Here is a 19661-nt window from a genome sequence, read left to right as displayed (position 1 = left end):
GGACAATATAGCGGGGAGAAAACCGAAGCTTATGCTTATAGCGATGCCCCAGCCTATCCGGTCCTATGATGGGTTACTTGGAAATCCAGATCACAAAAATAAATGTATCAGGAGGCTTTCAACAAGGTATTGATGAGCTCTGACGGGGTTTGAATTCTGGCAATCTTCTCGTCCTCCAACTCTGTTTTGAGTTCGTGCTCCAATTCGTAAATCAACCCGGAAACGAATATTTTGTCCATCCGCAGATCATTATAAAAATTCGCTGCTTTTTTCTTTCCGGTAAGGGGTATACCGTATGACCGAAAAACTTCAATCGCCTTTCTTAACGCTGCAAAATTTTTCATGGTAGTTGAAATTGGTTTAATTTTAGTCCAATGACGAAGAAAGACCCGCATTTGTTGTGACAAAGGGAAAAAATTTTGTTAAAAATTTGTTAAACTGACCAAAATCAGCCTTAATGCCCTATTTTAATTTTGCCACTTCTCTGCGAAACATCAGCAAATCCTGCTTCATAAGATCGATATAGGAAGCAAATTGATCCAGCATAGATGCCCTATTTCTTAACTGATTGACTCCATATTCTCCCCCATCGGAGAGATACAGTTCTTGATTCTGCCGGATATTAAACTCTTCCCAATTATGGACCAGTGTCCCACGGATTGTCCTCCCAACAACCTCGACCTTTTTTTCATTGATATAATACCATACAGCGGGAGGCATTATCTCGCTCCATTCCCTGTCCTCATCAAATACTTCCCTGATGAGGTTTGTCTCGTGTTCGAGCACGATAAAATGATTTTGAAATTTATTGTTCACGTTCAATATGATCTGGGTAAGGGATGCACCCACTCCCAGTAACTGCCGAAAAGTATTTCCGTCCGCGATCCATAAAATGATGGCCCCGCTAACGAGGTTAGCGGAGGCATCCACGATGATTCCTGACACGGTTCTACGGTTGGATTTGGTGGATTCCAACCTATCCAGATACCAGGCCAATTGCTCGGTTTTGTCTTCTTCACAACGGATGGCTGCGTTAAGTGACGATATTTCCAACGCAGCCAGATTGATTTTGTTTAAAATCTCCTGATGGGAAATAAAACGTTCAACCCTGTCCGTTTCCTTTCCTTCCATTTCAATATGCTTTCTTAGTTCCTGCTTCAAGTTGAGAGCGTTGGCTATCACCAACGACTTCTCACTAAAGAAATCCAGCAGTTCCTCATCAAAGTCCTCCTCGTCAAAAGGATCAGGCCTACTCGCATCCAGATCTTCCAAAAAAGCATAGCATGCTCCCTGAAAATCTTCTACCCCGTCATGGATTTTTGCTGACTTGCAGGAAATGCTCACCGAAAATATCAAAAAATAAATAAACAGAATAGGAATTTTCATTAATGGAGAAATTATTTTCCCATAAAGCTATAAAATATATGATAATACTTAAAATACAAATACAGAATTACCAGGTATAACTTATTAAACAGCTATAATTGGCCAATGTGTTTTCCTTTTTTATTCGATAGCCGATGATGTTTGGGAGAGCCTATGACTTGCGAGTTGTAGATACCCGCATGCCCACTGAATAGATAAGCCACGACGCATCCCAGGCCCACATATACACCGGAGGCTGCGCCAAACAATTCTATGCCCATCAAAGTACAGGCCAGGGGGGTGTTGGTGGCGCCGGAGAATACACCTACAAAGCCCATCCCCGCCAAGAGCGCAACGGGTAAGGGAATCCATCCCGACAAGGCGTTGCCCAGCGTAGCGCCCGTATAAAATAATGGGGTAACCTCTCCCCCTTTAAACCCTGCCCCCAAAGTCAATGAGGTCATCCCAATCTTTCCCAGGAAATCATACCAAGGGAGATTTTCAGAGAAAGCGTCCACAATCGTGGGGACACCCAAGCCTATGTATTTTGTACTTCCCATAGCCCATACCGCGGCCGCTACCAGCAATCCCCCTACTACAGGCCTGAGAGGAGGATAGCTTATTTTTTCCGAAAACAGTGTACTCCACAAATGGGTGGCCTTGGCAAAAATTCTTCCCGCAAGGCCAAAAGATATCCCCGCCGGTATGATCCATAACAAATTGCCTATACCAAGTTCAGGTATTAATGGAATGCTGTAGTGTGTATGGGCCACATTCCACAAATCGGCGCAGGCATAATCCGCAATATAAGCGGATAAAAAGGCTGGTAAGATGGCTTCATAGCGGATCCTCCCTATAATCAACCATTCCAGTGCAAAAACCGCCCCTGCCAACGGCGTGCCGAACACCGAAGCAAAACCGGAAGCAACCCCCACCGTAATTAACATTTTCCTGTCCGTTTTTCCAAGGCTAAACCATTTGGTAAACTGATCCGCGATGGCGCCTCCCATCTGCACGGCGGTGCCCTCCCTTCCTGCCGATCCACCAAAAAGATGGGTCATCAACGTCCCGAATAAAACCAAAGGAGCCATTCTAAGCGGAATTACCTTTAATGGATTATAAAATTCTTCCAGCAATTGGTTGTTGCCTTTAACCACCGATTCCCCGAAACGGTGATAGACCCAGCCAATGATAAGACCTCCCAGGGGCAGCAAGGCGATGATCCATAGGTTGGCTTCCCGGTAAGCGGTGACCCATGCTAGAGATATCAAAAATAGGGCAGACGCCGATCCCGCCAATAGCCCTACGGCAACGGCGATCAAAAGCCATTTTAAGGTAAATCTAAGATTGGGTATGAATTCGTGAAAAATAAATTTTTTAAACTTAAATCCTTCTTTAGTCCTGTCCAACTTCATCTGTATACCATGTTCCGTAAAATGAAAATAACGCAGCCTATATTTTATAGGTGTTGAAGCAGGAGTCATCAGCTACCCGTAAGGTGCGGTTCAAAAAACAGTCTTGATTTTCATCACAAAACAACAAAACCATCATTCAGGCGGTACCCCATCGCCTAAGTTTGCAAATATATAACTTAATCGATTTGTTTTTCCCGGAACGATAGGAAATTCCGGTTTTTAGAGTAGGTCTGCTAAAAAATAAACCCAAAACCAAATTCAAGTCTGTCCCCTTCCTCAAAAGAGCCGGGCCCGGTGTTCAGGTTTTTTCTAAACTGGTAATTTCCTTTGAGGACAATGTTTTCCTTTAAATTGAAATTGGCTCCTATCGTCCATATCCTCAAGTCATTATGGGTCAATTGGTGGCGTATGGGGAATATGGTCGGGCCCTGCGGCGGAATTAAACCTTCGTTATACCGGAAATGGGTGTCCAGTCTCTCAAATCTGAGGAAAACCGGCAGTTTGAATTCCCCTGTGTGGTACAAGAAGCCAGATTTCTCTTCTTTTCTCTTCTTGAAATAAGGAAGGATATCATGGCCCAGTTCGAATAAGTAACCGTACGTCTTGTCTCCCATAATTTGGGCGGTACCCGTTTCATCATAACTGAGCTGAAAAATATCCGCCGTATTTCCCAGGCTTCCGGTAGTTCCGATGGCGACAATCCTCCATTTTCCCGTTTCATACTTGGCATAGCCGGTACCGATCCGAACCGGAGCATTCACGGTTCTTTCTTCGCCTTCACGTGAAATGACCCGTTCCTGACCGGAATCACCGAAAAAGCCTGAAACACTTAGTGACAGGTTCGGTATACCGTTGTAAATGAATTTGGGAGATAATGACAGGGATTTTGGAATCCCAAAGGTGATCTCCCTCCCCTGCCGGATCCAGGTCCCGCTCAAATAACCCGCCGCATTCAGCCCTTGGGAAACACCAAGGGAATAGCTGAGGTCGCGGGTAATATTCCCATAAAACATAGCGCCAAACTCGATCCATGTCGTAGGCGTAATCAGCCTTTCCACTTCAGCACGGTTTACCGAATAAAACATCACGGGTTCGTCATTGTTGTTGACATAGCCTATTGGAAGGGGAAAATAGCCGAACCTGACTTTCAGATAATCCCTCCACAAATAATCCAGAAAAGCTTCAAATAAAAATTCGGCGTGTGCTTCCCGGTCACCGTCGTGAAGGTATTCAATCTGAAGTTCAGAGTTCCATATCAATTTGTCAGAAAAACGATAGCCAAAAAATGTGGCAAACCGGTAAAGGTTCGTGTAATAAAGTTCCAGATCCCCGCTGAGGTCATTTTTGGGGCCATGATAGTTGACAAAGGAAGCCTCCCCAAAGCCGGATATAGAATACCGCTTTTCAGAAAAAAATATTTTTGAGGCCGCCAAAGCAAGTCCGGGTTGTTGTTCATATTTTAACCTTTCCACCTGAAGGCCTTCTTTTTTGACAGTATCTTCTTCTTGGGCATAGGCGGGCTGAAAGATGACCATTACTATAATTAAAAATGCTGTGTTTTGGATAAATCTGCTGTCATTCATAATAAATAAAATAATATTATTAACAATAAACGAAATATTGGTTTTATCGCAACAAAAAATAATCCAAATCATCGGCAATATAAAATTTTTCTATTTCCCCCTTAGATTAATTTCTGTTTAAGGGTGAGGTGGAATACTTTTTGAAGTGGAAAAACAGTAAGTTTAATCAATCCAATTTTTCAAAACAGGACGGGTCAATATTTAACAATGGCATTATGAAGAAAATATTAGTCACGGGAGGGTCTGGTCTCATTGGCAGGCGGATTACGGATCTGTTTGAAAAAGAAGGAAAAGAAGTAGCGTGGTTGAGCAGGAGTCCGGAGAAGTATGATCAGAAATCTTTTTTCTGGGATCCCAGAAAAAATGAATTGGATCCGGAAGCTTTGATATGGTGTGAGGCCATTATACACCTTGCCGGAGAAGGTGTGGCTGATAAACGGTGGACAGAGGAAAGAAAAAAGGAAATCCTTGAAAGCAGGGTATTGACCACCCGCCTTTTGTTTAATGAAATCAAGAAGCTGGAAACCAAACCCGGAGTTTTCATTTCGGCCAGCGCTGTTGGATACTATGGAATGGACACGGGCAATAGACTGATATATGAGGGAGACCCTGCCGGGAGTGATTTTTTAGCTGAGGTTGTGAAAAAATGGGAGTCCGAAGCCAAACAATTTTATTCTCTAGGGATCAGGGTGGTCAAATTAAGAACCGGCATTGTCCTATCTAGCGACGGCGGAGCCTTGGTAGCCATGATGAAACCTCCCGTGGCCGCACCCTTGGGAAGCGGAAGACAGTATATGAGCTGGATCCATATCGCGGATTTGGCACGAATGTATTATCATGCCCTGGAGAATGCCGGGATCACGGGTATTTACAACGCCGTTGGGCCGGTTCCCGTGAACAACAAAACCCTGACACGAAAAGCCGCGAAATATCACAACAAACCTTATGTAAATATTGGGGTACCGGGGTTCGCATTGAAGATCGCACTGGGCGAGATGGCGGAGATGTTGCTTGGGGGAAGCCGGGTAAGCAACGAAAAAATAGCGGGAACCGGGTTCCAGTATCTTTATCCGGAACTGAACCAAGCCTTGGAAAATCTGTACAGATGATATCAGGAAAATCGCTTTAGCGTAAATAGCCCTGACCACAGATACACGGAGTAGGCAAATGCCTAAAGATTAACCCTCAAAGGGTTCCTCACTTTAGGTTGTTAAAAGTGATTTCCCTGCTGTTAGTATAAATAGTAGCTGGAATCCGGATTTAATTTTTTATTTTAAGCATCTGAAACTTGAGAGGATAAAACTATAAATTATGTGAAATTCGAAAGCAGAAGATTTAATTGCATTTGGTTTTTTAAGTTAATTCAAGTGCATCTGCTGCTTTTATAATCTCCCGGATTTTCCTAACCATCAAGATTCCGGGCTCCTGTCTTTTCTGAAACGAAGGCAGTTAATGATGAAATTATGAAATATACGTGGATATTCAGTTTTTTGTGGGTCACGTTTTTTGCGAGAAGCCAACAAGTGGACCTGTCTTACTATCTGCCTGAAGATTATTCCTATGACCAAAGTATTCCCACACCGCAGTCCGTTTTAGGGTTTGAGGTAGGGGAATGGCATGCAAGCCATGATCAAGTGGTACATTATTTCAAGAAATTGGCCAGTTCTTCGCCCCGTGTACAAATCATTGAATATGGTCAAACCTATGAAAAGCGACCACTGATCATGTTGGCAATATCAACCCCTGCCAATATCCAGAGACTGGAAGAAATCAAAACCATGAGGTCGCAATTAAGGAGCACCAATAAGGCCGTCAACGTCTCCGAAATCCCTTTGGTCATGTACATGGGGCATTCGGTTCACGGTAACGAGCCTTCGGGCGTAAATGCTTCGTTGCTCTCCGCTTATCATTTTGCTGCGGCTGCTGAAGTGGCCGCAGACTTGGAGGAAATGGTGCTGCTGATTGACCCGGCCATCAATCCTGATGGTATCAACCGCTTTGCCAATTGGGTCAATATGCACAAAAGCTATCACATGAATGGAGACCCCAACAACCGGGAGCTCAATGAAGCTTGGCCGAGGGGCAGGACAAACCATTATTGGTTTGATCTCAACCGGGACTGGCTTCCGGTACAGCATCCTGAATCAAGGGGAAGAATCAGTCAGCTGCAGCAATGGTTGCCGAATATCGTACTGGATTTTCATGAAATGGAAACCAACAACACCTATTTCTTTCAGCCGGGGATTCCAAGCCGCAACCATCCCCTTACTCCGGCAAAGAATTTTGAACTGACGGAAAAGTTCGCCCGATACCACGCCAGGTATCTGGATGACATTGGGTCGTTGTATTACACCCAGGAGAGTTTTGATGATTTCTATTATGGAAAAGGCTCCACTTATCCCGATGTACAAGGTGCAGTGGGTATTCTTTTTGAACAAGCATCTTCCAGAGGGCATTTGCAGGAAAATATCTTTGGGTCCATTGCTTTTCCCTTTACGATCAAAAACCAGTTTACCACAGCTCTTTCCTCGTTTGAAGCTGCTAAGGATATGCATGATGAGCTGAACCAGTATATGCTGGATTTCTATCAAGAGGCAAAATCAGAATATGAAGCCGACAATAACCGGGCCTATATTTTTGGTTCCAAAGACGACTATGGCCGGGTTTATCATCTGGTGGATATGATTCTTCACCACGATGTCAGGGTGTACAGTCTGGAAGAGGATGTTACTTTGAACGGGGTCCCGTTTGAAGCCAAAAAGGCATTTATCGTACCCCTCAACCAACCCCAATACCGGCTGATCAAGTCCATGTTTGAGACACGGACGGACTTTCAGGACAGCCTTTTTTATGATGTGTCTGCCTGGAACATGCCTATGGCTTTTAATCTGGATTACATGGCGCTTAGCAGCAGTATTTTGAACCTTGCCAAAGTGGAAGAACTGGAAAAAGACCTGGAGAGAGATAAGGGCCAGGTCATCGGGGCTGCCGGTGCCTATGGCTACGCATTCGAGTGGCAGGAATACTATGCCCCTAAAGCCTTGTATTACCTTATGGATAAAGGTTATCAAGTCAGGGTGAGCCATGAGCCTTTCCAGACCGATGTGGGACAGATTTTCAGAAGAGGAACAATTTTGGTAGATAAAGGCGCCTCTGAAAAAAGCGATGCTGTATTTTTTGAAGACCTGCAGGCTGCAGCCGAACAATCCAGCATCACCATCTACGCACTTACTACCGGCTACACTTCCGGCGTTAACCTGGGTTCTCCGAGTATCACCGTACTTGAGCAACCCTCTATCGCCCTCTTGGTGGATGAGGGGGTCGTCAGCAGCGATGCAGGAGAAATCTGGCATCTTTTTGACCAACGGATGGAGATCCCGATTACCCTTCTCCCCACCGGCCGCGTCGCTGCTGCTGACCTGTCCCGCTACAACGTCATTATTCTTCCCTCCGGCTCGTACGGTGTATTTAATAAAGGCGCGGTAGATAAATTAAAGTCATGGGTAGAAAACGGCGGTTCGTTGATAGCCAGAGGAACTGCCTTGAACTGGCTGACCCAGAACGATATGGCACCTTTTTCATTTCAGGTGGTGGAACCGGAAGAAACCGAAGGCCAGAGAAATTATGCCGATATGGCGAGGGAAAGGGGTGCCCGTATCACGGGAGGAGCTATTTTCAAAGGAAAGCTGGACATCAGCCATCCTTTGGGGTATGGATACAACAGTCCCGATATCCATGTGTTCAAGACTGGCAACCAGTTTCTCCACCCTTCCACCAATCCTTATGCCAACCCACTGGTCTACGATGATCAGCCTTTGGCCAGCGGATACATACATCCCACCAATTTGGCCCATATGTCCGGAAAAGGCGTCATACAAGTGGCAAGCAGGGGACGGGGAAGAATCATCGGCTTCGTCGACAACCCCAATTTCAGGGCATTTTGGTTCGGTACCAACAAACTTTTTCTCAACGCAGTTTTTTTCGGGCAGACGATTAACCCCGTGTCGGCCAGGTAATACCCACACACCTGAAGGCGTGGGAAAGCTTGTCAGGCTTTGCTCTGACCGGTATCTTGCCAATTAACAAACGATCTGTTTTTTGTTTGAGGATGTGAGAACATTCCGGGCCGGAAACTGGAAAAAAGGATGGTTGCGCTTTTCATACCTCCGCCACCTGAAAATTTGGGGAAAAGATGGAGCCCGGCGTCCCTGACCCAGAATCCCTATATCCCTCGGACATAATCCGCAAGATATTGAAACGCAGGTTTGAGCAGCCCATTGTCGGCAATGGTGGCATTTTCAATCATCTCCGCATCTCCTTTCAGCAATTCAGGAATGACGCTTTCGCTGAGCTGCCGACCAAAGTCTTCAGAAGCGTCCCGGGGAAGTTCACAAGGCAGATTGTCTATGGCCACCACTGAAATGCTGTTTTGTCTTCCAAAAGCAGGCAATTCTGAAAAACTTTCCCGGTCGATATCATATACAGGATCGTGGATGGTACTCGGTCTGATGGTCGTAGGTACTGATCCATTGATGTCACAGGTAATATCCGATATGACGGAGAGGCAGAAGTCGGGATTTGAAATATCCTCCATTTGGAATAGCCTCGGAGCCTTTGGATCCCAATATGCGGCGGCGATCAAGATGTCACTCACCTCTGCGTACGGCAAGAAGCACCCTTCATATCTTTCCGGATGCCGAAAAAATTCCCCTTTATTAAACCCTCCGTCCGTACGCCGCTGATTGTATTCCTCCACTCCCAGTTGGGTGTACACGGATTCTTCAAAATACCTTTGCAGATAGTCTTCCGGTAGGGTTCTCCGTATTTTTAATGCCTCCAGGATCTCCAGGACACCCGTGGCCACCTTTCCATCACCCGTAATGACCAACTTGATAGGAGGAAGTTCCACTTTTTTTAGCTCCTCAAACAATTCAGCACTGTCCCTGCACTGAAACGCGCGTCTCAGGGAATAAAGCCCCGACTTTTTACCATAAGCCCACAGGCTGTTGTACCCTCCTACTATACCCGCCCATCTGCCAAAACCAGCCGCTCTCCTCCCATCTGTAAGGTGCAACATTTCATAGTCTATAAGCCGTATATTCTTTTTGAGTACCTCCTGTAAAATCTTTCTATTGTAGACCTGTCCTTTGACCGTATGGGAAAAGAAAAAATAGGTTTTATCCGGTATCAGCTTTTCCGTAGGAACTTCTTTGATCCCCATCAACACTTCGCAATCAGAAACGTCCTCCGTCACCTCAATGCCCTTGGCTTCATATTCTTCATCACTGTAACAGCGGATCGGGCTTGGTTCTACTTTAAAGGAAACTCTATTCTCATAATATTCCTGCAACTGAAACAACTGCCTTGGGCTGAACGCCACTCGTTTGTCAGGTGGCAGCTTTTCCTCTCTGATTAAACCTATTTTCATATACGGGCTAAATTTTGGATATTCGCAGACAACATAAGCGGATGATGGAATATTTTGTTTTAAGTATAGGATGGATACTGTTTTACGGGACCCATACTTTACTTGCTGCCCTTAATATAAAAAGAAAATTCCGTGCAATCATGGGCAGGCGATACATATGGTACCGGATGTTATACAGTTTATGGTCCACGATGTTGATTTTAGCCATTTTCATTTATGCAGCCACCCTGTCCCCTGTTTGGCTGTGGCAACAAGGGGACTTGGGCACTTATCTGGGTTTTATGCTGGCCGCTTTCGGAACAATCCTGGCGGTCAAAAGCCTAAAAGGAATCGAATTATTCCGGTTCATAGGGTTCAGGCCCCATGATGATCTGAAGGAAAAGGATTCCCTTACCACCAACGGTCTCTATCATTATATAAGACACCCCTTGTACGCGGGCCTGATATTGATTTTCTTTGGATTTTTTCTTTACATCCCCAACCTGGCCTCTTTGGTACATCTGCTGGCCTTGCTGGTCTATTTGCCTGTGGGCATCTACTTCGAAGAGAAGAAACTTATCCAGCTTTATGGCGAAGAATATTCATCATATCGCCGGCACGTTCCCCCGATATTCCCTAAATTTACCTTATGGAAGAAGTGATCATCTATGGGATACTGTTTTTGGCATTATTGGCCCACCTGGTGTTTGCGGCGAGAATGTACCGAATTGTCCATCGCGACACGGAACTGTCCTTTCATCAGAAGAATGACTGGAAGCTAAAAGCCCTGATTTTCCCGGCTTATTATTGGATCCGATATAAAAACACCAAAAAGTGACCCTGTTCCATGGGTTCCGCAGCATCTCAAAATACCGGCCCTCTGTAATCATTATCCTGCTTGGCCTGTTTTTGCGGTTACCAGTTCCTTCACGCACGCCACCCAGCTGTCTCTGGAATTGAGGCTAGGTACCAGGTCCCATTTTTCGCCTCCCAGCGCTAAAAACTGTTCCTTATATTCCTCACCCACTTCAATGGTCGTTTCCAAACAGTCCGCCACAAAAGCCGGCGAAAAAGCCAGAACTTTCCTAACGCCTTTTGAAGCCAGCTCTTTTACCAAATCTTCCGTGTACGGCCTTATCCAGGGGTCTTTCCCCAATCTGGACTGAAAACAGGTGATGGTTTTTTCCTCAGGAAGCCCAAGTTGCTGCGCAATCAGCCTGGTGGTCAAAAAACATTGTGCCCGGTAGCAAAATTGGTTCTTTTTGGTATAATTGGTGCAACATTTATCATTGAGCTTGCAATAACCGTCCACAGAGGCCTTTTTGATTTGCCGTTCGGGAAGCCCATGATAGGAGAAGAGAAAAACGTCATAATTTTCGCCAGCAAGCATCTCATTTCCCAATTCCTCCCATGCCTTTAAAAAAAGGGGGTGGTCCACAAAATTACTAATGAAAGAGATATTGGGGATAATCTGCCATTTTCTGGCGATTTCCATTACTTTGTCCATGACAGAACCATTGGTAGCCGAGGCATATTGGGGAAAAAGCGGCAAAACGATGATTTCCTTCACATTGGCCTTGTTCAGTGCTGCAAGTCCCTGCTCGATACCCGGTGATTGGTAGCGCATGGCAATTTCAACCTGGAACAAAGCAGGATCCAAGGTTTTTATAAGTTTTCGCTTCAAATCCTCCGTATGGAAAAGTAAAGGGGAGCCCCTGTCGGTCCAAAGTTTACGGTATTCCTGTGCCGACTTAGGAGCCCTGAAGGGAGCAATGATCAGGTTTACAAGAAGCCATCTGGATAAAAAAGGAATGTCAATCACCCTCCGGTCCATCAGAAATTCTCTCAGGTATTTTCTTACATCAGCTGTGGCCGTGCTGTCAGGGGTGCCTAGATTTACCAACAAAACACCGGTTTTGGCTTTATTTTTAGTCATTTTCAATCCCATTCCTATATTTTCACCTGTTTAAAAACCAAAAGTACGGGCTTATGTTAGATAAAAGCAAAAGATTTTGTCATATCAGAAACCGGATTTTGGCGAGTGGGACCGGATGGCTCTGTCTTCCTCACCAAAATTAAAAGGGTTCATGCCATAATTATACGGGCGTAAAAGTTAATTTTGTATTCAAGCAACTTCAGGAAACCAAGGCAACACTGATGACAACTAACCTCCGATGCGATGATTTTACTCTCAGATCTGAACTTTACCCTTCCCCTGGAAAATCCGGTCTTGAAGTTCTCTATCATACTTTTTATCATACTTTTCGCTCCGCTTTTACTCAATAAAATCCGTGTGCCACAACTCATCGGATTGATCATTGCCGGTGCGATCATCGGCCCCAAAGGTGTGCACTTGTTGGAAAGAGACAGCAGCATCATCCTGTTTGGGACGGTAGGACTATTATACATCATGTTTCTTGCAGGCTTGGAAATAGATCTGGCCGATTTCAAGAAAAACCGCAATAAAAGTGTTGTTTTTGGCATGTACACGTTTATTATTCCCATGATATTGGGAAGTCTGTCAGGCCGGTATATCCTCGAATTCAGCTGGATGACCTCTGTCCTGCTCGCCAGCATGTTTGCATCCCATACTTTAATCGCCTATCCCCTGATAAGCAAACTGGGAATTGCCAAAAACAAAGCGGTAAATGTCACGGTAGGCGGTACCATGATCACCGATACCCTGGCCTTGCTGGTGCTGGCGGTGATTGCAGGGATGGCCACCGGCGAGATCACCAACGATTTTTGGATTAGGCTGATTGTTTCTGTATCGATTTTTGCAGCGATAGTCGCGCTTATATTCCCCTTGTTGGGCCGGTGGTTTTTCAAAAACAATGACGACAACATTTCCCAGTACATTTTTGTGCTGGGGTTGGTTTTTCTGGCTTCCTTCTTGGCAGAGGCTGCCGGTATTGAAGCGATCATCGGAGCTTTTCTGGCCGGATTGGCACTCAACCGTTTGATTCCCCATACCTCTCCGCTGATGAACCGGATCGAGTTTGTCGGCAATGCCCTGTTTATCCCATTCTTCCTGATAGGAGTAGGGATGCTGATAGATTTCCGGGTTTTTTTTCTTGATCTGGAAACCATCCTCGTAGCCATCGTGATGTGTGTGGTTGCAACCGGTTCTAAATTTTTGGCAGCTTTCCTAACCCAAAAAACTTACGGTTTCAGTACTGCTCAGCGGGATGTCATCTTTGGATTGAGCAATGCACAGGCTGCAGCCACTCTGGCTGCCGTGCTGGTTGGTTATAATATTATCCTGGGTGAAACGCAAGACGGCCAACCTATTCGCTTGCTCAATGATGTCATACTAAACGGAACCATACTGATGATACTGGTGACCTGTACCATTGCTTCATTTGTGGCACAAAGAGGTGGTGCCCTCATTGCGCTTCAGGAAATCGATGAAACGCCTGAAGGGGATGCGGACAGGGATGCTTCAGAAAAGATTCTCATTCCTATCAATTATCCCGAAAACATTGAGGAACTGATCAACTTAGGGATTACCATCAAATCAGAGAAAGCTAAAAAAGCTTTGATTGCGCTGAACGTGATTCCTACGGACACGGATGACGTAAAATTGGAAAAAGCCGCCCGAAAATTGTTGGAAAAAGCCAGCATCTCTGCAGCAGCCACCGATAACTACCTGACGGAACTCGTGAGGTATGATGCCAATATCATCAACGGGATCATCAACGTGGTTAAAGAACACAAGGTGTCCGACCTGATCCTGGGCCTCCACAAACAATACGGGCTTTCCGATTCTTTCTTGGGCAACCTGACCGAAGGGGTTCTGAACCGCTGCAATGTCACCACCATGATTTACAGGTTTACACAGCCTCTTAACACCATAAAACGTTATTTTATCATTGCCCCCGAAAATGCAGAAAAAGAGATCGGCTTTCCCTTTTGGTTATTGAGAATCTGGAACATCGGTAGAAATACAGGCGCCAAACTGATATTCTACGGGTCGAAAAGCTTCCTCCAATATGTGAAGGATGTGAACAAAACGCATAGTCTGGAAATCGAACTCAGGGAGTTTTCGGAATGGGAAGATTTTCTGATAATCTCCAGGGATATGGTAGAAAACGATGCTTTGTTTATCGTCATGAGCCGCAAAAATGAAATCTCTTACAATCCCATCGTGAAAAATATCCCCAAATACCTCAATAAGTATTTTCAGGATTTCAATTATGTATTGGTGTATCCCATGCAGCAGGGCCTTTCCGACTATCGCGCGGGAAATATCTTCAGCCCCTTTGTAAACAATATTGAAAGGCTGGATGACATTGGTAAGACCATAGGCACCTTGTTTGGCAGAAAAAGGTAACTCATTTCTATAAGGCTTACGGCACCGTATTGATCAATTTAAGTTTGAATTCTCCTTCTGTAATTGACAGTTCGGTATTACCTCTGCCAGTGGTTGGGCTGACAGGCCCGATTATATTGGCAGTAAAACTGCCCGTCACCATATCTTGGGAAATGCCGCTGAACATCAGTTGACCCTCATCTTTAATTTCCAAAGTTGGGAAAGCGCCTTTAAGCAACACGGCATTGTAAAGATCGCCGTTTTCATCCGCCCACGTAAATATAATCCGGGCGAGCGAAGCATTCTGATAAGAAATAGCCTCATGCATCCGGTACGATTTGTTGACTTCAAAAACAGTTTCGTTTCGAGTGATGATATTGATAAAGTTCTTCTTCCCATCGCTTCCCGGACCCAATACCTGCAGTATCGCTTGATAAACCGGACCGTTCTGATCAAAGGTAAAGGTTACCGGATTGAGGGCGTCAGTATTGTACTCCTTCTGCTCCCCGTTTACCTTAAATTTAATGTAATACTCTTCAGTGGGTTTCAGTTCTGTTTCACCGCAGGAAAACAGATGGAGCAAGGCAACAAAAACGGTCAGCGACAAATGGGATAGGGGCTTTTTCATCAGGTCGAGGGTTAACATGAAGAAAGATAAAGCGCATCCCGGTCATGTAAAATCCCCAATGATTATTCGATGTCAGGTATTGATTAACTGTGGAAAAAAGCCCTACGAACGCCGCCTCTCCTTGCTATTGTGCATTGATAAAACCTGTTTTATTTCGACGTTCTTAAGGTTTAATCCACCACCGGGTCCGGTAATTCTTCTGCCTTTTTGACGCTCCATTTCATCAAAGGGCCGCTGGACATGCTGGTTACAATGGCCATCACCACCAAAGCCACAAAGAGTTTCTCGTCGATCAGCCCGTTTTCCAAAGCGATCAAGCCCAGGATGATTTCCATCGCGCCACGGGCGTTCATTCCAAAACCCACCGCCATGGATTCTTTTAGGTCAAATCCTCCCCTTAATGCACCCAAACCGCTGCCGATAATTTTGCCGGTAAAAGAGATGGCCAAAACCGCCAAAACCAGCATGATGTCAAAACTGAGCACAAAGTTTATCTTCAGGCCAATGGAAACAAAAAACAAAGGAGCGAAAATGTTGTTGATAAACTGGTGCACGATTTCCTTGGCCCTTTCAGACATATGCTCGCTGTCCCCCAAGGCCACCCCTAAGAGAAAGGCCCCAAAAATGGCATGGATGCCCAGCCATTCGGTAAATGCCGCGGAAATAAAGCAAAAGACCATGGAAAGTGACAGTACTCCTCCCGGCCAGGCCAATTTTTTGTTGATCCAAGGTAACAGCTTGTTGATCAAGGCTTTTCCCACGGTAAGCATAAAAAAGGTAAACAACAGGGTAATACCCACAGTCTGTAAGAGAGACAGGGAGCTGGATTTTCCCATAAAAGAAAGGATCACAGAAAAGATCAACCAGCCAATGATGTCATTAACCATGGCTGCGGCCACAATCAACATCCCCATTTTTGATTTGAACAGGTTAAGGTCCATCAGGATCCTCACCACCACAGGTAATGCGGTAATCGACATGGCCGTGCCCATAAACAACGAAAAAAGCATCCTGTTGCCGTCCGCTAAACCGAAGAACTCGGGAAAAATATAGGGAAAAATGAATCCCAGGCCAAAGGGAATCACCAAGCCCAGCAAACTGATACTCAGCGCGGCCTTGCCCTGAGACCACACCAGGTGAAGCTCCACTTCCAGGCCGGCTATAAACAACAGCAAAATCACCGCGATCTGCACAAACCCATCCAGGGCCATGGTGGCAGAGGGATTGCTCATGAACAAGGAATTGAAAGTATCCGGAGAGACGGTACCCAAAATGGTGGGTCCCAGGATAATGCCCGCCAAAAGTTCCCCCACTACAGCGGGCTGCCTGAATTTTCTGGCAGCCTCTGCCAATAACCGGGCCAGCAGCAGCATGGCGGCCAGTTGCAGAAGTAAATTGATGACATCTGTATGGGTTAAACTGTTCATGAACCTGCCGTTACTTGATGATCAGAAGATTGCAGGGAAGATTGCCCAGAATGTCCTCAAGGTCATGAGGGAAGAGCCGATCAAAAAAAGTAAGGTTATCCTGACCCCCTACTATCAGCAAGTCAGCTTTGATGTTTTCGGAAAACCTGGCCAGTTCGGTCGCCCATCTTCCCGAAGTCACTTTGACGTTCACATTTAGACCCGCTGTGTCAATATTTTTAAGAATATTCTCCACGTAGCTGATTTCGTCATTCACCATATTCTTTTTCATTTTCGAGACCTCCTCCTCACTGCCCTCGCTGATGGTTGCCATTTTGAGCCCGTACATTTTGATTTCATTGAGGATGAAAATCTGACGGGCACTTTCCATCTTGCAGAATTCTATTCCGCGTTTGATTACATAAGGAGTTTGAGACAGCTGGGTTCCGTTGATCACCACTTTTTGAAAGCTGCCCGGATTGATCATAGGCTCGATCAAGATCAGAACAGAACATTTTGCCTTTCTGATAATCTTTCTGGCAATAGAGCCAATATAGTAGGTTAAAAGAAATTCTTTTTTTAACGCCCCTGCGATCAACAAATCCACCTGTTCTTCATTACATACCTGAAGTATCTTTTTTGCGGGCTTGCCTTCCTGCCAAATAATCTTAACCGCATCAGGGTCCACCATATGCCTCTGCAATAAGGAAAGCAACATTTCTTTATCCTCTGCCGTTTCCTTGCCCACATGGATCAATATCAAACTGGCCTCATGGATATCCTTTAGTCTTTTGGCCTCTTCGATCAAAGCTTCTAATCTGGGTGAAAAGGCAACAGCGAGAGCAATTTTTCTGTACATTCGGATAAGGAGATGGATTCATTTTTAAATAGACAAAAAAATTCGTTAAAAACCTCATTTGGTATGGACAAATTCGTGTTTCTGTTCAAATTAAATCACCGCTTATCATTGATGACTCCACCATGTGACCCGATCTATGGCGAGCGTGTGGTATGGGCAGGCCATCGGGTAATACCATCACTCCTATTTAATTTAGAGGGTTTTTGTCTTTATTTTCAGCAAAAATCATGTAATTCGCAGTTATAAAATTTGCATGATGAAAAAAATCCTTGCCTTGGTAACCGGAGGCTTTACAGGAGAATCCGCGGTTTCTCTTAAAAGCGCCACGGTTGTGGAGCAACATCTTGACAGGAAACGGTATGAGGTTTATAAAATCTATATCTATCCCGGCAATTGGTATTACGAAAGTACCACAGGAGAGAAATTTCCTGTCGATCTCAATGATTTTTCCATCACCGTAAATGAAGAAAAAATACGGTTTGACGGCGTTTTCAATATCATCCATGGCTCGCCGGGAGAGGATGGCAAACTCGCCGGCTACTTTGATATGCTGGGCATTCCTTATACTACCTGCGATGCCCAAACCTCTGCCATCACCATGAACAAAGGCTACACAAAGGCGGTCATCGATGGCATCAAGGACCTGCATGTAGCCAAATCGATCCATCTGTTCGGCAAGCGCCCCCGGCATACAAAAAAAGTTTTGGAGCAACTCCGGTTACCTTATTTTGTTAAGCCCAATAATGGGGGAAGCAGCATTGGCATGAGCAAGGTAAAAGCGGAGGAAGAGCTGGAGGCAGCCCTTGACCGCGCTTTTCAGGAGGATGGCCAGGTATTGGTGGAGGAATTTGTTTCCGGGAGGGAATTTTCTATCGGCATTTATCGGAGTGGCGGAAAAATCACGGTGCTGCCTGCTACGGAAATCATCAGTTCAAAAGAGTTTTTTGACTTTGAGGCCAAATACAGCCCCGGAGTTTCTGAAGAGATCACACCCGGCAGGATGGACGAAAGGGAGGCGGAACGGGTTACTCACATAGCTGAGGAAGTCTACCGGAAGCTTAACTGCAAAGGCGCTGTGAGGATGGATTATTTTTTGGAACATGAAACCGGCCGCTTCTATTTTATCGAGATCAATACCGTCCCCGGTCAGACGGAAACCAGCCTGATCTCCCAGCAGGTAAGGGCCATCGGTAAAACCTTGAAAGAATTTTATACGGAGCTGATCGAAGAAATGTGGCACTGACAAAAAGCCATGTCTTGAAACTGCCGCTTTATCCCCTTTCTTTGCTTCACGCTGCATTTCAAAGCAAAATTTTCTCTTTTCACTATGTTAACTCGGTATTCAGGAAACAGGAAATAGAGAACAGGGAACAGGGAACCGGACGAAAATTGATCCCACCTGCATTGGCGACTCCCGGAGCTCATTGCGGAATCCATATCCGAAGCCCCGTTCGCGAAAGCTGTTTTACATAGTAATCAAATAAATTATGTATTTTTTAAAAATAATGTATTTTTTAAACAATTACATTATATTTTTTTCATAATTAACCCTCCTTTACTAACTTTGTAACATCAAACAAAGACAAATGGTCTTTTATACTGTAGGATGATGAAACTGGCAGACATGCCCTCCTGTCTCGGGGGTGGGGATCACAGGACAAAGCAAATAGCGAGCTCGTATTTTGCCCAACTGCCCCGTGGAGGTTCGACTCCTTCTCCTACAGCTGGTTATTTTGGGTTTATTGTTAATTGACTAAGGCTATGGAACGGTGTTTCATAGCTTTTTTTTATTTTTACCACAACGCTTTCTTTCGCCATCTTTGATCTTTCAGCCCTTATGAACCACATATCCCCCTACCGAACTATTGTCTTACAGATGCTGCTGTTGGGCCTGTACCCTTATTGGGAAGGACAGGTTTGGGCCCAGGAATCCCTTCAAAAAAGCCATGGTGCCATTATTAGAGGTGACGTTTCCAAAAAACAGTTGACATTAATATTCACAGGGCATGAATACGCTGAGGGAGGGGAGAAAATTTTAGAGACCCTGCGCAGCCACAAGGTACCTGCTGCTTTCTTTTTTACCGGCGATTTTTACAGGAACCCTTCTTTTGCTTCACTTATCCGGACTTTGATCCGGGACGGACATTATCTGGGAGCACATTCTGATAAACATTTGCTTTATTGTGATTGGGAGGACCGCAGCCGGCTATTGGTGAGCAGACCGGTTTTTGAAAAGGACTTGATGGACAATTATGCGGAAATGAAAAACTTCGGGGTCAGCAAAGAAGACGCCCCCTATTTTCTTCCCCCCTACGAGTGGTATAATGACAGCATCAGCCAGTGGACCTCCGAATTGGGTTTCCAACTGATCAATCTCACACATGGTACCCGCAGTCATGCGGATTACACCCATCCCGGTATGCCCAATTATGTCGACAGCGACACCATCCTGGAGAGCATTTGGGATTATGAACAAAAGGATCCACACGGGCTCAATGGTTTTATGCTGCTGGTCCACATAGGCGCTGGGCCGGAAAGGTTGGATAAGTTTTATGACCGCTTACCCGATGTGATTACGGTGCTGCGAAACAAGGGTTACAACTGGGTAGCCCTGAAAGAACTAATAGACAAATAGCTCTTCCATAATTGTACCGGCCTGATAAAGAACCCACTTGCAGCTTTCGGA

The 19661-nt window shown here is 45.2% G+C and carries 16 protein-coding genes and 1 riboswitch; of the genes, 7 read left to right on the top strand and 9 right to left on the bottom strand.

Annotated elements, in window-relative coordinates; all coding sequences use genetic code 11:
* Nucleotides 1-107 precede the first annotated feature (107 nt).
* The 4 genes from ACFPFU_RS02945 to ACFPFU_RS02930 all read right to left on the bottom strand — a co-directional run bounded on the left by ACFPFU_RS02945 (nucleotide 108) and on the right by ACFPFU_RS02930 (nucleotide 4363).
* Entirely contained in the window at nucleotides 108-344 is a 237-nt protein-coding gene (locus ACFPFU_RS02945) for an acyl carrier protein (RefSeq protein ID WP_377061326.1), read from the bottom strand.
* Nucleotides 345-462: 118 nt separating this feature from the next.
* Nucleotides 463-1386 carry a hypothetical protein gene (locus ACFPFU_RS02940; RefSeq protein WP_377061324.1) on the bottom strand — a complete coding sequence of 308 codons (924 nt, stop codon included), beginning with the start codon at nucleotides 1384-1386 and terminating at the stop codon, nucleotides 463-465.
* Between the two features lie 92 nt (nucleotides 1387-1478).
* Nucleotides 1479-2780, bottom strand: a complete 1302-nt coding sequence (locus ACFPFU_RS02935) for a voltage-gated chloride channel family protein (RefSeq protein WP_377061405.1) — start codon at nucleotides 2778-2780, stop codon at nucleotides 1479-1481.
* Nucleotides 2781-2832: 52 nt separating this feature from the next.
* Nucleotides 2833-2945, bottom strand: a riboswitch (Fluoride riboswitch).
* 68 nt (nucleotides 2946-3013) lie between these two features.
* Nucleotides 3014-4363: a hypothetical protein gene (locus tag ACFPFU_RS02930; RefSeq protein ID WP_377061322.1), complete on the bottom strand. Its 1350-nt coding sequence runs from the start codon at nucleotides 4361-4363 to the stop codon at nucleotides 3014-3016.
* A 215-nt stretch (nucleotides 4364-4578) separates the two neighbouring features.
* Here ACFPFU_RS02930 and ACFPFU_RS02925 point away from each other — a divergent pair, with 215 nt between their 5' ends.
* On the top strand, nucleotides 4579-5472 hold the full coding sequence (locus tag ACFPFU_RS02925; protein WP_377061321.1) for a TIGR01777 family oxidoreductase: 894 nt from the start codon (nucleotides 4579-4581) through the stop codon (nucleotides 5470-5472).
* 354 nt (nucleotides 5473-5826) lie between these two features.
* On the top strand, nucleotides 5827-8379 hold the full coding sequence (locus ACFPFU_RS02920; protein ID WP_377061319.1) for a M14 family metallopeptidase: 2553 nt from the start codon (nucleotides 5827-5829) through the stop codon (nucleotides 8377-8379).
* 206 nt (nucleotides 8380-8585) lie between these two features.
* On the opposite strand, the gene ACFPFU_RS02915 is transcribed toward ACFPFU_RS02920, so the two are convergent.
* Nucleotides 8586-9791, bottom strand: coding sequence for an NAD(P)-dependent oxidoreductase (locus tag ACFPFU_RS02915; protein ID WP_377061317.1), 1206 nt, complete (start codon nucleotides 9789-9791; stop codon nucleotides 8586-8588).
* Nucleotides 9792-9832: 41 nt separating this feature from the next.
* On the opposite strand from ACFPFU_RS02915, the gene ACFPFU_RS02910 reads away from it, so the two are divergent.
* Together ACFPFU_RS02910 and ACFPFU_RS02905 are read left to right on the top strand one after the other, a co-directional pair.
* A complete protein-coding gene (locus ACFPFU_RS02910; protein WP_377061315.1) occupies nucleotides 9833-10432 on the top strand; it encodes a methyltransferase family protein in 600 nt (199 codons plus the stop codon).
* A complete protein-coding gene (locus ACFPFU_RS02905; protein WP_377061313.1) occupies nucleotides 10420-10608 on the top strand; it encodes a hypothetical protein in 189 nt (62 codons plus the stop codon). Before ACFPFU_RS02910 ends, ACFPFU_RS02905 begins: the two co-directional genes overlap by 13 nt.
* Before the next feature lie 51 nt (nucleotides 10609-10659).
* On the opposite strand, the gene hemH is transcribed toward ACFPFU_RS02905, so the two are convergent.
* A complete protein-coding gene (gene hemH / locus ACFPFU_RS02900; RefSeq protein ID WP_377061311.1) occupies nucleotides 10660-11706 on the bottom strand; it encodes a ferrochelatase in 1047 nt (348 codons plus the stop codon).
* A 243-nt stretch (nucleotides 11707-11949) separates the two neighbouring features.
* Here hemH and ACFPFU_RS02895 point away from each other — a divergent pair, with 243 nt between their 5' ends.
* Nucleotides 11950-14103 carry a cation:proton antiporter domain-containing protein gene (locus ACFPFU_RS02895; RefSeq protein ID WP_377061309.1) on the top strand — a complete coding sequence of 718 codons (2154 nt, stop codon included), beginning with the start codon at nucleotides 11950-11952 and terminating at the stop codon, nucleotides 14101-14103.
* Nucleotides 14104-14119: 16 nt separating this feature from the next.
* Here the strand turns inward: ACFPFU_RS02895 and ACFPFU_RS02890 are convergent, their stop codons facing one another.
* From ACFPFU_RS02890 to ACFPFU_RS02880, 3 genes are all read right to left on the bottom strand, one after another.
* Nucleotides 14120-14710 (bottom strand): hypothetical protein, encoded by a 591-nt coding sequence (locus tag ACFPFU_RS02890; RefSeq protein WP_377061307.1) that lies wholly within the window; start codon nucleotides 14708-14710, stop codon nucleotides 14120-14122.
* 170 nt (nucleotides 14711-14880) lie between these two features.
* Nucleotides 14881-16137: a cation:proton antiporter gene (locus ACFPFU_RS02885; protein ID WP_377061305.1), complete on the bottom strand. Its 1257-nt coding sequence runs from the start codon at nucleotides 16135-16137 to the stop codon at nucleotides 14881-14883.
* Between the two features lie 10 nt (nucleotides 16138-16147).
* Nucleotides 16148-16975: a universal stress protein gene (locus ACFPFU_RS02880; protein WP_377061303.1), complete on the bottom strand. Its 828-nt coding sequence runs from the start codon at nucleotides 16973-16975 to the stop codon at nucleotides 16148-16150.
* Between the two features lie 256 nt (nucleotides 16976-17231).
* On the opposite strand from ACFPFU_RS02880, the gene ACFPFU_RS02875 reads away from it, so the two are divergent.
* Both ACFPFU_RS02875 and ACFPFU_RS02870 read left to right on the top strand, forming a co-directional pair.
* The gene (locus ACFPFU_RS02875; RefSeq protein WP_377061403.1) at nucleotides 17232-18218 is read left to right on the top strand and encodes a D-alanine--D-alanine ligase; all 987 of its coding nucleotides are present in this window, start codon (nucleotides 17232-17234) and stop codon (nucleotides 18216-18218) included.
* Nucleotides 18219-18812: 594 nt separating this feature from the next.
* The gene (locus ACFPFU_RS02870; RefSeq protein WP_377061301.1) at nucleotides 18813-19610 is read left to right on the top strand and encodes a polysaccharide deacetylase family protein; all 798 of its coding nucleotides are present in this window, start codon (nucleotides 18813-18815) and stop codon (nucleotides 19608-19610) included.
* Nucleotides 19611-19661: the final 51 nt, after the last annotated feature.

This window comes from Negadavirga shengliensis, from assembly GCF_042652345.1.
In the GTDB taxonomy this organism is placed as follows: domain Bacteria; phylum Bacteroidota; class Bacteroidia; order Cytophagales; family Cyclobacteriaceae; genus Negadavirga; species Negadavirga shengliensis.
Note: the sequence above shows the minus strand (reverse complement) of the source record. Positions and strands in the feature narration are given on the sequence as shown.

Bases quoted from the DNA above. Each gene is read 5' to 3' on its own strand.
- ACFPFU_RS02945 (WP_377061326.1), bottom strand. From the start codon at position 344: ATGAAAAATTTTGCAGCGTTAAGAAAGGCGATTGAAGTTTTTCGGTCA.
- ACFPFU_RS02940 (WP_377061324.1), bottom strand. From the start codon at position 1,386: ATGAAAATTCCTATTCTGTTTATTTATTTTTTGATATTTTCGGTGAGC.
- ACFPFU_RS02935 (WP_377061405.1), bottom strand. From the start codon at position 2,780: ATGAAGTTGGACAGGACTAAAGAAGGATTTAAGTTTAAAAAATTTATT.
- ACFPFU_RS02930 (WP_377061322.1), bottom strand. From the start codon at position 4,363: ATGAATGACAGCAGATTTATCCAAAACACAGCATTTTTAATTATAGTA.
- ACFPFU_RS02925 (WP_377061321.1), top strand. From the start codon at position 4,579: ATGAAGAAAATATTAGTCACGGGAGGGTCTGGTCTCATTGGCAGGCGG.
- ACFPFU_RS02920 (WP_377061319.1), top strand. From the start codon at position 5,827: ATGAAATATACGTGGATATTCAGTTTTTTGTGGGTCACGTTTTTTGCG.
- ACFPFU_RS02915 (WP_377061317.1), bottom strand. From the start codon at position 9,791: ATGAAAATAGGTTTAATCAGAGAGGAAAAGCTGCCACCTGACAAACGA.
- ACFPFU_RS02910 (WP_377061315.1), top strand. From the start codon at position 9,833: ATGATGGAATATTTTGTTTTAAGTATAGGATGGATACTGTTTTACGGG.
- ACFPFU_RS02905 (WP_377061313.1), top strand. From the start codon at position 10,420: ATGGAAGAAGTGATCATCTATGGGATACTGTTTTTGGCATTATTGGCC.
- hemH (WP_377061311.1), bottom strand. From the start codon at position 11,706: ATGACTAAAAATAAAGCCAAAACCGGTGTTTTGTTGGTAAATCTAGGC.
- ACFPFU_RS02895 (WP_377061309.1), top strand. From the start codon at position 11,950: ATGATTTTACTCTCAGATCTGAACTTTACCCTTCCCCTGGAAAATCCG.
- ACFPFU_RS02890 (WP_377061307.1), bottom strand. From the start codon at position 14,710: ATGAAAAAGCCCCTATCCCATTTGTCGCTGACCGTTTTTGTTGCCTTG.
- ACFPFU_RS02885 (WP_377061305.1), bottom strand. From the start codon at position 16,137: ATGAACAGTTTAACCCATACAGATGTCATCAATTTACTTCTGCAACTG.
- ACFPFU_RS02880 (WP_377061303.1), bottom strand. From the start codon at position 16,975: ATGTACAGAAAAATTGCTCTCGCTGTTGCCTTTTCACCCAGATTAGAA.
- ACFPFU_RS02875 (WP_377061403.1), top strand. From the start codon at position 17,232: ATGAAAAAAATCCTTGCCTTGGTAACCGGAGGCTTTACAGGAGAATCC.
- ACFPFU_RS02870 (WP_377061301.1), top strand. From the start codon at position 18,813: ATGAACCACATATCCCCCTACCGAACTATTGTCTTACAGATGCTGCTG.